Below are 12,585 nucleotides of genomic sequence, written 5' to 3' on the forward strand. Positions count from 1 at the left end.
AATCCAACTAAATCAACCTTCTAACCTTGCTTTCCGGCGTAAGCTTCAATCCATCTAAGCCGGTTATAAGGTTTAAGCCTGGGGTTTTGCCTGGTTTTAGTGAACCTTTTTCATCGTCGATGCCTAAAAATTCGGCACCGTTAATGGTTCCCCACTCCAGCAGCCGGGTTAAACTTAATGAAGGGAATTTTTTTTGAATCACCCGCATTTCGCTCATAATACATAACGCATCGTTTGAGGCCAGGCTATCGGTACCCAGGGTGATATTAAAGCCCTGATCAACGAAGAGTTCAATTTTGGGCAGTTTACCTTCTATGTAAACGTTGGCGTTGGGGCAAAAACAAAAGTTTACCTTACGGTCAAAGCGTTTTATAAAATAGATATCTTTTAAATTTGTACAGGTATTATGCACCAGCAAAACTTCCTGCTTGTTGGTTAACAGCGGAATGATGGATTGCAGGGAGTTACGGGCCTGTGGCTTAAAATAGCTAATGTCGATACCAAAAGAATCATACAAGTCTAAAAAACCACCAAGTTTATAGCGGTAAAATTTATTCTCATCCTCACACTCCTGGTTGTGTATGCTAATGAGGTTTTGGCCATTTTCGCTATGCTTACGGATGAGTTTAAATAACTCCTTTGAAACCGAATAAGGCGCATGCGGCGTTATAGATACCGATTGGGGTTTAAACTCGGCAAGCAAGGCCATTGCTTTGTTAAAAACATCTTCGGCATTTTGCGGTAAAAAGCCAAAGGTTTCTACAAAGGTATGGTAGTGTAGTTTACTTTTTGCTTTTACAGCTATGCTGTGGTTGGTGTTTGAAATATCGCCCACGGCTACAATGCCGTTATCGTACATTTCCTGGTCGGCTTTTTCAATGGCCTCATCTACCAACTGCCGGTCGGAGTTTCTGAAAGTCTGAATATCTTTAATAAAACTAACCAGGCCGCCGCCGGTTTTAATTTTACCTTTAAGATGCGAAAGTTCGGTATGGCAATGGGTATTTATAAAACCCGGACAAATGATACCACTTAAGGTTTCAATGTGTTTAACCCCTGGCGGAGGGTTGTTTGAATCGGTAACCGAGATTATTTTACCTGTATCATCAACTGTGACAATACCATTTTTTATAGGATCGGCATAAATGGGAAAAACGTAATCGGCTTTAAAACTTTTCATTCATCTGTAAAACTTGGTATCTGTCTCTAAACGTTCTTTCAACTTATGCTCACTCCAAATTAAAACAATTAACTTTTAATTATTGTTTTTTACCATCAAAAAGAATGACTTTAAAAAAAGAAAAAGATTTTTTTAAATTAAGTACCTTTGCAACGTGAATATTGCAAAAAACAAAATAGACATCCGCAGCCTGAGTTTGAGTGCTTTACAGGAACATTTTACCCAAATGGAGGAAAAAAGTTTCAGAGCTAAGCAAGTATATGAATGGCTTTGGAAAAAATCATGTTTCTCATTTGATGAAATGAGCAATATTTCAAAAGAACTACGTGCTAAACTGGATGAAAATTTTGTAATTCACAACGTTAAAATTCATACTTCACAGGTTAGTGCTGATAAAACTATAAAAAATTCTTTTATTTTACACGATGCGCACCTAATTGAGGGTGTTTTAATCCCAACCCCGGGCCGGATGACGGCCTGTGTATCATCGCAGGTGGGCTGTAGTCTTACCTGTAAATTTTGCGCTACAGGCTATATGGAGCGCAAAAGAAACCTTAATGCCGATGAAATTTACGATCAGGTAGTTTTGATTGATCAGCAAGCCCGTGAAAATTACGGTCAGCCGCTGTCAAACATTGTTTACATGGGGATGGGCGAGCCTTTGCTTAATTATGCCAACATGATGAAATCTGTTGAGCGCATTACTGCCGAGGATGGTTTAAACATGGCTGCCAAAAGAATTACGGTTTCAACAGCGGGCATTGCCAAAATGATCAAAAAACTGGGCGACGATGAAGTTAAATTTAACCTGGCCCTTTCGCTACACGCCGCTAACGACGAAAAGCGCAACACCATAATGCCTATTAACGAGCAAAACTCCTTAAAGGCCCTGGCCGAAGCGCTTAAATATTACTACGCCAAAACCAAAAACCCGGTAACTTACGAGTACATTATTTTTGATGGCGTTAATGATGGCATCCAGGACGCCATGGAGCTTGCCAAGTTTTGTAAACACCTGCCTTGTAAAGTAAATATCATTGAATATAACCCGATAGCTTTTGCCAGTTATATCAATGCCGGGGAAGATAAGGTAGAGGCCTTTGCCAATTACCTCACCAAACAAGGCATTAACACGCACCTGCGCAGGAGCCGCGGTAAAGATATCGATGCAGCCTGCGGACAACTGGCTATTAAAGAAAAAGCAAAAACAGTAGCCGTTTAACAAAAATGTGCCTTACATTAAGGCCATGAAATTATTTGGCGGATACCTGGCCGATTTTGTAGCACTGCTTTTCCCCGACCTTTGCCCGGCCTGCAATGCCAGCCTGGTAGCCGGCGAAAAGGTAATTTGCTCCGATTGCCGCTACAACCTTCCCTTCACCAACTTTCATACCCAACAAAATAATATTGTTGCCCAGCAGTTTTATGGCAAAATTAATGTTGAGGCAGCTTACGCCCTGTACTTTTTTAACAAAGGCGGCAAAGTACAAAACCTGATGCATCATTTTAAGTATAGCGGCATGAAACAGATTGGTAATGTGTTGGGTAACATAGCAGGCAGCCAATTAAAACAAAACACTTTTTTTGATACGGTAGACTACATCATCCCGGTTCCGCTTCACAAAAAACGCCTAAAGGAACGCGGTTATAACCAAAGCGCCTGTTTTGCCGATGGCCTTGCCGAAAAACTGAACGCTGTTGTGGAGATTGATAACCTAATACGCACCGTAGCCACCACCACCCAAACCCATAAATCGCGCTTTGCCAGGTTTGAAAACATGCAGCAGGTATTTGCTATAGATAAGCCGGAAAGATTGGAAGGCAAACACGTGTTGCTTGTAGATGATATTGTAACTACCGGCTCAACCTTAGAAGCCTGCGGCATTGAATTATTAAAGGTGCCGGGATTGAGGCTGAGTATCGCCACTATTGCCTACGCCGAGTAGTGGTTATTGAAGTTCAGCTGAAAGCTGAAGCCATGATTACCACGAGCCGGAAGCTCGCGGTAGTGACTATTTTGCGGCTTCATTTGCATATCTGAAATCCGCACATCTGCACATTTAATTATTGGTTCTGATACCTGCTCAGTTTATCGTAAAGCACTTTTGGATCAAAGGGTTTAAGGATATAATCATTCATACCGGCATTGCCAATTTCGCCCATTTGGTTGCTTAACATAGATGCTGTTAGCGCGATGATAGGTAACTGTTGAAAATAGGGTTCGGGATTTGAACGGATTACCTGGGTAGCTTCCAGGCCGCCCATTTCGGGCATGTGAATATCCATCAACACTACGTTATAGTTTTGATTGGTTGTTACTTTGTTTACAGCCTCAATGCCGTTCTCGGCAAAATCGGCATCAGCGCCCCATTTTTTTAGAATTTTGTTGATCAACAACCTGTTTATCTGGTTATCATCAACCACTAAAACATTAATTTTAAGTCCTTCTTCCACTTTGTTATTATTGCTATTTTGGTGGCTATCCGCTTTGTTAAAGGTTATGGTAAACCAAAAGGTTGAACCTTGTCCCAAAACGCTATCCACATTTATTCTTGAATCGTGCAGTTCAATGAGGCGCTTACTTATGGCCAGGCCCAAACCTGTGCCTCCGTATTTACGTGTAGTATCGGCTTCGGCTTGTTTAAATTGCTCAAATATGAGGTTTATTTTATCACTTGCAATACCAATTCCGGTATCTGTTATCGAAAACCTTATCCTGATATCCGTATCGCTTTCCTGGATCACCTTTAAATCGATGGTCACTCCCCCTGTTTCGGTAAACTTAACCGCGTTACTTACGAGGTTTAGGATAATTTGACTTAAACGGGTTTTATCGCCCAAAATAACCGATGGTATAGCATCATCAATGCTTTTGCTAAGATATATTTTTTTTTCGGCTGCTTTATATTGTAATGAACTGTTGATGCCTTGCAACAGGTCGCGCAGATTAAGTGGCGCTTTTTCAAGCTCAACGTTGCCGGTTTCCATCTTGGCAAAATCAAGTACATCGTTAATGAGCGTTAATAAATTATCGGCCGAAAACCTAAGAATACTCAAATTCTCTTTTTGAGATTCCAACGGGTCATCCTCCAACAGCAAATGCGACATCCCAATTACCGCGTTTAACGGTGTGCGGATCTCATGGCTCATTACAGAGATAAACATATCCTTGGCGCGGCTTAGCTGCAAAGCCTCCTCTTTGGCGGCTATAAGCTCTATCTCGGTTTTCTTTTTGGCGGTGATGTCAATAATTACTTCTACATACTTGTCCACCCTGCCCATACCATCCAATATCACCGAATTAATCACCGAGATCCATAGCGGCTGCCCATCTTTACGGTAAATAAGCAAATCTACCTCAAACGATTGTTTTTTGCGAGAAAGTTCACGCGCCCGCTCAATAATAGATACATCGGTAAGTGCTCCCTTTAAAACATCCCCCAAATGATTACCCTTCACTTCGCTGATGTTGTAACCGGTTATTGCTTCAAAGGCATTATTAACCCACTCAACCTCGCCCGCGCTGTTGTTAATTACTATACCACTGATAGCCTTACTCGCTACTAATGAGAGCAGCGTTAATTCAGATTCGCTCTTCTTACGTTCGGTAATATCAACCATAACGCCAATTTGCCTGTCAACCTGGCCAACTTCGTTAAAAACGGGGCTATTTGAAAGTAAGATCCATATCGGGCTGCCATCTTTCTTATACACCTTCATTTCAACCTCGTAAGGCCTGTTTTCTTTTACGGCCTGCACGGCACTTTCAAAAACAGAAAGGTCTGAGTCTTCGCCTAATAACGACGTGCCGAGCGATTTGCCGTCCAGATCGGCAAAAGAGTAGCCTATTATTTTCTCCAGAGCCTCGTTCATCCACAAAAACCGGCCCTCTATATCACGAATAAAAATACCGCTGGGTGATTTACGAGCCGCAAAGGACAACACTTCAAGGTCCTGCTCTATCTTTTTACGGGCCGATATATCAATAATAACCCTGATAAACTTTTCCACTTCACCGGCACCGTTCATGATAACCGAATTGATAACCGTTATCCAAAAGGGGGTGCCATTTTTAGGCGTTATTAAAAGTTCAACCTCGTATGATTCTTTATTTTTTATTGATTGCACTAACCGGGCCTCGGCGGCGGCATCAATAACGGTACCTTTAAGTGTAGCGCCAATGTATTTATTTTCAACATCGGCAAGGTTATAACCGGTAATTTGCTCAAAGGCATCATTTACCCAAACCACCTCGTCGGCGGCATTGCTGATCACTACGCCATTGCTCACCTTACTGGCTACCAAAGCAAGTTGCTCCAAATCCTGCGAAATCTTTTTTTGATAACTAATATCCCTGCCGCTGGCATACCATTTATCATCATTAAAAGTAACCGACCAGCTTACCCATTTTGCACCTTGGGCGGGCGTTATAATAATAGTTTCTATTTCAAATTTGCGTTGCTGTTTACCAAGCCCATCCTTCAGTTTTTGAAGCGAATTTTCACGATCTTTTTCTGTAAAAAAATTCCATATGGGTTGCCCGATAATCTCAACCGCCGAATATCCCAAAATAGATTCCGTGCTACGGTTTACCTGCTCAATATTAAACTGCCTATCCATAATACAATGAACATCTGGCGAGCTATCAAACAGGTCATAAAACTCTTTGTGACGGGCAAGGCTAAGCTCAAGATCGTACTTTTGTTTGCGGAGGATAAGGTGCGACATTACCTCATCGGCCAGGGTGCGCAGTGCGTCGCGCTGCTCGGCGCTTAATTTGCGGGGTACGGTATCAATTACACAAACAGATCCTAACCGATAGCCATCCGGATCAATAAGCGGGGCGCCGGCGTAAAAGCGCAAATTTTGATTGGTTACAAATACGTTATCCCTAAAATCATCATCCTCCAGCATATCGCCAATCTCCAGGATTTGGTCGCTAAGGATGGTTGTATTGCAAAAAGCGTCGATGCGGGGAGTTTGCTCCACATCGACGCCTAATTTTGATTTAATCCATTGCCTGTCGGCATCTATTAAAGTAATCAAAGCAACCGGTACATTACATATGTATGATGCCAAACGGGTGATGGCATCGTACTCCTTTTCGGGTAAAGTATCTAAAACATGGTATGATTGCAGTGCTGTTAAGCGCGCGCTTTCATCATCTAAAAGTCCATGTTGCTTTGCTGTCATTTATCTATTCAGATCCTTCTTCGCGATACAACGGAAAGTCGTGCATCAGCTTATGAACCCTTTTACGAATTTTCTTGATAGAATGTTCGTTTTCCGGATCAGAAATTACCGCATCTATCAGCTCTACAATCTCTTCCATATGTTTCTCTTTCATATGGCGGGTTGTAATGGCCGCAGTACCCACACGGATACCCGAAGTTACAAACGGCGACTTATCATCATAAGGCACCATGTTTTTATTTACGGTGATATCCGCGCTAACCAAAGCATTCTCGGCAGCTTTACCGGTAATGTTTTTATTACGCAGATCAATCAGCATCAGGTGGTTATCGGTACCGCCAGAAATGATCTGGTAGCCACGGGCAACAAATGCTGCAGCCATTGCTTCGGCATTCTTTTTAACCTGTACAACGTATTTCATATAGCCATCGCTCAAAGCCTCGCCAAAAGCGATAGCTTTAGCAGCAATGATATGCTCTAACGGCCCACCTTGCGTACCAGGGAATACAGCCATATCTAACAATGACGACATCATCCGGGTTTCGCCTTTTGGTGTTTTTACGCCGAAAGGATTTTCAAAATCTTTACCTAAAAGGATCAAGCCACCACGCGGACCACGTAATGTTTTGTGGGTAGTTGTAGTAACTATATGGCAATGCGGCAGCGGATCTTTTAACAAACCACGGGCAATAAGGCCCGATGGGTGCGAAATATCGGCCAGCACCAATGCGCCAACCTCATCGGCAACGGCGCGGATAAATTCATAATCCCAATCACGTGAGTAGGCAGATGCACCACAAATGATCAGCTTTGGTTTTTGCTCTAAGGCAACTCTTTTAAGCTGCTCATAATCAATTAAACCGGTTTCTTTAACTACACCGTAAAAATGAGGCTCGTACAATTTACCAGAAAAATTCACCGGCGAACCATGGGTTAAGTGACCACCATGTGAAAGATCAAAACCTAATATTTTATCGCCCGGCTGTAAACAAGCCAACATTACCGCCGCGTTTGCCTGCGCGCCAGAGTGCGGCTGTACGTTTGCCCACTCGGCATTAAACAATTGCTTGGCACGGTCAATAGCGATGGTTTCAATTTCATCAACCACTTCGCAACCGCCATAGTAACGTTTGCCCGGTAAGCCTTCGGCGTATTTATTGGTAGCAACAGAACCCGCCGCTTCCATCACCTGCCGGCTTACAAAATTTTCAGATGCAATTAGTTCAATGCCCTCTTCCTGGCGTTGTTGCTCCTCATCTAAAAGTTTAAATATTAGTTTGTCTCTTTTCATTATGTGTTTTTAAACGCCGCTAAGATAAGCAATTGATATAGATTTGAGATGTGAGATATGAGATTTGAGATGGTTTTGCTTAGATTTTACCTACAAGATAATCAGCATAATATAATTTGCCAATCAATAACTTACAGCCAATAAATCACTTAATTTTCCAAGATTGGCATCTGATAACATATATGATGATATTAGTGTTGACGATTTGAGTTTTATCTAGATAAAAAACGGGCTCTCATTTTAGCCATAATTTGGGAGTGTTCAATTCCTTCGCCGCTATTAAGCTGATCTTTGGCCTCTTGAATGGCGCGCTTAATTTCTTCAGGCACATCGGTCCAAAAATCGTTTTCAGACGAATTATCTGGCAACAAGGGCTGTGCAAAATCATATTTTCTGCTCTTTCTCATATCTCAAATCTAATATCTCACCCCTCCTTGGCTGAGATCCAAAAATTATTATACCCCAGTCCTATCTGAATGTCAATAAGCTCTTGTTGCAGCATTTCTAAAACGGCCAAAAAGTTGTATACAAAATGTACCTTGTTTTCAGATTCTTTGGCCAGAGCCTTAAAATCCATCATTTTATTAATCTTCAGCAATTCGGCAACAGCTTTCTTTTGCTTTTCGATAGTATAGGGATATTGCACCACCGTGTGCTTAACCTCGGCACTACGATTGAGGTAATTACGCATCAGGCGTTCATGCACCATCATCAACTTATAAAGACTTATCTCTGATAGCTCTTCGCCGGGTAATACTACTTTTTCTACCTGCTCCAGATCGTGCTTTATGTTACCGCGCTTTTCCTGTTTAAAACGTTCGTCTTCGTAAGGGCGCAGTTCTTCGCATACCTCTTTAAACTTTTTGTATTCAATCAGCTTACGGATCAGGTTTTCCTTGGTATCTGCATCATCGCCGGCGGCTTCGCTTTCGTAGCGCGGCAACAGCATTTTAGCCTTGATACGCATTAAGGTGGCGGCCACAAATATGAACTCGCTGGCAAGTTCCATGTTAAGGCTGCTCATCTGGTGGATGTAATTTAAAAAATCGTCGGCAATTTTGGCGATAGGGATATCATGAATGTCCAGTTCATCGCGCTCAATAAAAAAGAGCAACAGATCAAACGGACCTTCAAACTGGGGCAACCTTATCGCAAAACTATCGTCGATCATGACTGTAAAAATAGGTAAGGAGAGTCAAGAATCAAGAGTCAAGAGTCAAGATTTTTTGATTTCGGATTTCGGATGTTCGATTTCGGATTTATTTCTGAACCGCGATTAAACAGATTTATCAGATTTCAGGATTTTGATTAACCTGATTGGCCATTTTTACTTACAGCTTACAAAAACTGTCTTTGTTCCTTTGTCTATAAGTCCTTGCTCCATAAGTCCCAAAATCCTTGCTCTATTTTTGCGCAAATCCATACGCTATATTTATAAATAAATAGCTTACTTTGTAAGTTAAATACGCTAACTAATGTCAATGCAGGTACCGGCCGGAGATTTATTATCGAAAATAAATTACCCTTCTGATTTAAAGCAACTTACAGAAGACCAACTTGAAAAAGTTTGTCAGGAGTTGCGCCAGTATATTATTGATGTGGTTTCGGTAAATGGTGGTCACTTTGCCGCCAGCCTGGGTGTTGTTGAACTTACAGTTGCCCTGCAATACGTATTGAACGCTCCTTACGATCAGTTGGTATGGGACGTAGGCCACCAGGCTTACGGTCATAAAATATTAACCGGCAGGCGCGAAAAATTCCATACCAACCGGCTTTATAAAGGCATCAGCGGTTTTCCAAAAAGATCTGAAAGCGAATATGACACTTTTGGCGTAGGGCACTCCTCTACCTCCATATCTGTTGCTTTGGGCATGGCTGTGGCATCGCAATATAAAGGCGAAACAGACAGGCAGCACGTAGCCGTTATTGGCGATGGTGCCATGACCGCCGGAATGGCTTTTGAGGCGCTTAACCACGCCGGTATCGAAAACTCCAACCTGCTTGTCATCCTGAATGATAACAACATGGCCATCGACCCTAACGTTGGGGCTTTGAAGGAATATTTAACTGATATTACCACGTCAAAACCGTATAACCGTTTCAGGGACGATATTGCACACGTGTTGGGCAAACTATCTGCCATTGGCCCGGATGCGTTTAAAATAGCTCAGAAATTAGAAAAAAGCATAAAAGGTACCCTGCTTAAACGCAGCAACTTTTTTGAGGCTTTAAAGTTCAGATATTTTGGTCCGATTGATGGGCACGATGTAAATCACCTGGTAAAAGTTTTGCAGGATTTACGTGATATTCCTGGCCCTAAGCTGCTGCATTGCGTTACCACGAAGGGTAAAGGCTACGCTTTGGCCGAAAAAGACCAAACCAAATGGCATGCTCCCGGCTTGTTTGATAAAATAACCGGCGAGATTAAGAAGACTAAATTTGATAAACCACAACCGCCTAAATACCAGGATGTGTTTGGCATATCTATTATAGAACTGGCCGAACAAAACCCTAAAATTATGGGTATTACGCCGGCTATGCCATCGGGGTCCTCGCTAAACCTAATGATGAAGGCCATGCCTAACCGCGCTTTTGACGTGGGCATTGCCGAGCAGCACGCGGTAACATTTTCGGCAGGTTTGGCTACACAAGGTTTAACGCCATTTTGTAATATATACTCCAGCTTTATGCAAAGGGCGTATGACCAGGTTATTCATGACGTGGCCATACAAAAGCTCAATGTAATATTTTGTCTTGACCGTGCCGGTTTTGCCGGTGCCGATGGTCCAACGCATCACGGCGCTTATGACCTGGCTTTTATGCGCTGCATACCCAACATGACGGTATCGGCACCAATGAACGAGGAAGAACTGCGTAACCTGATGTATACTGCCCAGCAGGAAAACATGGGGCCGTTTGTGATTAGGTACCCACGTGGTAACGGTGTTATGGTTGATTGGCAACGGCCATTTAAAGCCATCCCCGTAGGCAAGGGTCGCAAAATTTGCGATGGCGAGGACGTGGCTATATTATCTATCGGTGCCATTGGTAACGAGGCGGTAAAAGCTACAGCCGCGCTAAACGCCGAAGGCTACTATCCTGCTCATTACGATATTCGTTTTGTGAAGCCACTTGATGAAGCTTTATTACACGAAGTATTCACCAAATTTAGCAAAGTAATTACTGTTGAAGATGGTTGTATTGAAGGAGGCATGGGCAGCGCTATTTTGGAATTTATGGCCGATAACGGTTACCAGCAAACGCAGGTAAAACGCTTAGGCATCCCCGACAGGGTTGTGGAACATGGCGACCAACCAGAACTTTGGGCCGAATGTGGCTTTGATGCCGCGGGCATAGCTCAACAGGTTAAAAACCTGGGGGCAAAAAGGAATACGCATACAATAGCGTCATAAAATTATACAAATGAAATTATTGATTGACATAGCAGATAGTAAAGCTGAAAGCTTTATGGAGATGATAAAAAGTTACTCCCAGGCTAAACCTATGACTATATCTGCGCCAGATGCCGCTCTTTTTGAAGAAATAAAAGAGATAAAAAAGGCATTTAAAAATGCTGAAAAAATAAAATCAGGTAAATTAAGAGGCCGTTCAGTGAATGATTTTTTAAATGAGTTATAAGATTTTAACTATTGCTCCATTTGAAAAGCAATTTAAATACCTCACTAAAAAATATCCTTCCATAAAATCAGACCTTTCTGAACTTGTTTCAGAGCTCATCACCGATCCCCAAAAAGGGACAGCACTTGGCAACGATTGCTATAAGATTAGGATGGCAATATCATCCAAGGGCAGAGGAAAATCCGGAGGCGCAAGAGTGATAACTTATTTTGCGTTAAACAATGGAGAAATCTATCTTTTGTCTATTTATGATAAATCGGAACAATCAGATATAAATAGCAAGGAACTGCTTAAATTACTTGATCTCGTTAAGTAAAGGCGAATCATTGTTTCGTTAAGAATTATTCGCTTTCCGCTTGTAACTTAAATCCTCAACCTGCATCTTACAGGACATAAAAGCTACCCCTATGTCCTTAGTCATTAAAAATCTTACCAAACAATATAACAAGCATAAAACCGGTCTGGCCGATTACTCTATCAACATTGAAAAAGGCGTATTGGGTTTACTTGGGCCTAATGGCGCGGGCAAATCAACGTTGATGAAAATCATCGCCACTATTAGTAAGCCAACTACCGGTACTTTATTTTTAGATGGTGAAGACATTGTGGGCAATCCAGATCGCATCCGCAAAATCCTGGGCTATCTGCCGCAGGACTTTGGCGTATACCCCAACCTTAATGCCTACGAGTTTTTAGAATACATAGCCGCCATGAAAGGCGTGGGCGGCAGCAACCTGCGTAAACGGATTGATATGTTATTAGAAGGTGTTAATTTAACGGCAGATGCCAAACGCCCCATAGGCACCTACTCCGGCGGAATGAAACAGCGGATTGGCATTGCCCAGGCCCTGCTTAATGATCCTAAAGTATTGATATTTGATGAACCAACCGTAGGCCTGGACCCGGAAGAACGGGTAAGGTTCCGTCAGCTGATCTCCGATCTGGCAGATGATTGCATTATTATCCTCTCCTCCCACATTGTATCAGATATTGAAACCATTGCGGATGAGGTGGCCATTATGAAAAACGGCAAACTGATTACCAAAGCCGCACAGCCCGAGATTATTAAACTGGTTGAAGGCAAAGTTTTTGAAACATTGGTTGATAATAATGATGTTGCCGGAATTAAAAACGAATACCAGGTGATAGATACCGGCAGGCAAAAGGATAAAACCAGGGTAAGATTTATTTCGCAAACCGGCGCGCCCGAGTTATCTCCGGCAACCGTGAATGCCACTTTAGAGGATGCTTATTTGTTTTTAACCCACGATAATAAATAAGC

General features: G+C 42.3%; 11 protein-coding genes. 6 read left to right on the plus strand and 5 right to left on the minus strand.

Features of this window, described 5'->3' with window-relative positions:
* Nucleotides 1–7: 7 nt before the first annotated feature.
* On the minus strand, nucleotides 8–1,180 hold the full coding sequence (locus tag QWZ17_RS09665) for an amidohydrolase family protein (protein ID WP_290304984.1): 1,173 nt from the start codon (nucleotides 1,178–1,180) through the stop codon (nucleotides 8–10).
* Between the two features lie 154 nt (nucleotides 1,181–1,334).
* Between QWZ17_RS09665 and rlmN the strand changes: the two genes are divergently transcribed.
* On the plus strand, nucleotides 1,335–2,402 hold the full coding sequence (gene rlmN, locus QWZ17_RS09670; protein WP_290304985.1) for a dual-specificity RNA methyltransferase RlmN: 1,068 nt from the start codon (nucleotides 1,335–1,337) through the stop codon (nucleotides 2,400–2,402).
* Between the two features lie 25 nt (nucleotides 2,403–2,427).
* A complete protein-coding gene (locus QWZ17_RS09675) occupies nucleotides 2,428–3,126 on the plus strand; it encodes a ComF family protein (RefSeq protein WP_290304986.1) in 699 nt (232 codons plus the stop codon).
* Between the two features lie 118 nt (nucleotides 3,127–3,244).
* On the opposite strand, the gene QWZ17_RS09680 is transcribed toward QWZ17_RS09675, so the two are convergent.
* The 4 genes from QWZ17_RS09680 to QWZ17_RS09695 all read right to left on the minus strand — a co-directional run bounded on the left by QWZ17_RS09680 (nucleotide 3,245) and on the right by QWZ17_RS09695 (nucleotide 8,835).
* The gene (locus QWZ17_RS09680) at nucleotides 3,245–6,373 is read right to left on the minus strand and encodes a PAS domain S-box protein (RefSeq protein ID WP_290304987.1); all 3,129 of its coding nucleotides are present in this window, start codon (nucleotides 6,371–6,373) and stop codon (nucleotides 3,245–3,247) included.
* Nucleotides 6,374–6,377: 4 nt separating this feature from the next.
* A complete protein-coding gene (glyA, locus tag QWZ17_RS09685; RefSeq protein ID WP_290304988.1) occupies nucleotides 6,378–7,664 on the minus strand; it encodes a serine hydroxymethyltransferase in 1,287 nt (428 codons plus the stop codon).
* A 212-nt stretch (nucleotides 7,665–7,876) separates the two neighbouring features.
* Entirely contained in the window at nucleotides 7,877–8,071 is a 195-nt protein-coding gene (locus tag QWZ17_RS09690) for a hypothetical protein (protein ID WP_290304989.1), read from the minus strand.
* 17 nt (nucleotides 8,072–8,088) lie between these two features.
* Nucleotides 8,089–8,835: a segregation and condensation protein A gene (locus tag QWZ17_RS09695; protein ID WP_290304990.1), complete on the minus strand. Its 747-nt coding sequence runs from the start codon at nucleotides 8,833–8,835 to the stop codon at nucleotides 8,089–8,091.
* Between the two features lie 310 nt (nucleotides 8,836–9,145).
* Here QWZ17_RS09695 and dxs point away from each other — a divergent pair, with 310 nt between their 5' ends.
* From dxs to QWZ17_RS09715, 4 genes are all read left to right on the plus strand, one after another.
* Complete coding sequence (dxs, locus tag QWZ17_RS09700; RefSeq protein ID WP_290305015.1) at nucleotides 9,146–11,077, plus strand: 1-deoxy-D-xylulose-5-phosphate synthase; 1,932 nt, start codon at nucleotides 9,146–9,148, stop codon at nucleotides 11,075–11,077.
* A 10-nt stretch (nucleotides 11,078–11,087) separates the two neighbouring features.
* A complete protein-coding gene (locus QWZ17_RS09705) occupies nucleotides 11,088–11,303 on the plus strand; it encodes a hypothetical protein (protein WP_290304991.1) in 216 nt (71 codons plus the stop codon).
* Nucleotides 11,293–11,619, plus strand: coding sequence for a type II toxin-antitoxin system RelE/ParE family toxin (locus QWZ17_RS09710; RefSeq protein WP_290304992.1), 327 nt, complete (start codon nucleotides 11,293–11,295; stop codon nucleotides 11,617–11,619). The genes QWZ17_RS09705 and QWZ17_RS09710 overlap by 11 nt, the downstream gene beginning before the upstream one ends.
* Nucleotides 11,620–11,710: 91 nt before the next feature.
* A complete protein-coding gene (locus tag QWZ17_RS09715) occupies nucleotides 11,711–12,583 on the plus strand; it encodes an ABC transporter ATP-binding protein (protein WP_290304993.1) in 873 nt (290 codons plus the stop codon).
* Nucleotides 12,584–12,585 lie beyond the last annotated feature (2 nt).

The sequence above is a fragment of the Mucilaginibacter flavus genome (genome assembly GCF_030409315.1).
Lineage (GTDB): Bacteria > Bacteroidota > Bacteroidia > Sphingobacteriales > Sphingobacteriaceae > Mucilaginibacter > Mucilaginibacter flavus.

Coding starts and splice junctions, on each gene's coding strand:
- QWZ17_RS09710 (WP_290304992.1), top strand. CDS start 11,293: ATGAGTTATAAGATTTTAACTATTGCTCCATTTGAAAAGCAATTTAAA.
- dxs (WP_290305015.1), top strand. CDS start 9,146: ATGCAGGTACCGGCCGGAGATTTATTATCGAAAATAAATTACCCTTCT.
- QWZ17_RS09715 (WP_290304993.1), top strand. CDS start 11,711: ATGTCCTTAGTCATTAAAAATCTTACCAAACAATATAACAAGCATAAA.
- QWZ17_RS09680 (WP_290304987.1), bottom strand. CDS start 6,373: ATGACAGCAAAGCAACATGGACTTTTAGATGATGAAAGCGCGCGCTTA.
- QWZ17_RS09705 (WP_290304991.1), top strand. CDS start 11,088: ATGAAATTATTGATTGACATAGCAGATAGTAAAGCTGAAAGCTTTATG.
- QWZ17_RS09695 (WP_290304990.1), bottom strand. CDS start 8,835: ATGATCGACGATAGTTTTGCGATAAGGTTGCCCCAGTTTGAAGGTCCG.
- QWZ17_RS09690 (WP_290304989.1), bottom strand. CDS start 8,071: ATGAGAAAGAGCAGAAAATATGATTTTGCACAGCCCTTGTTGCCAGAT.
- QWZ17_RS09665 (WP_290304984.1), bottom strand. CDS start 1,180: ATGAAAAGTTTTAAAGCCGATTACGTTTTTCCCATTTATGCCGATCCT.
- QWZ17_RS09675 (WP_290304986.1), top strand. CDS start 2,428: ATGAAATTATTTGGCGGATACCTGGCCGATTTTGTAGCACTGCTTTTC.
- glyA (WP_290304988.1), bottom strand. CDS start 7,664: ATGAAAAGAGACAAACTAATATTTAAACTTTTAGATGAGGAGCAACAA.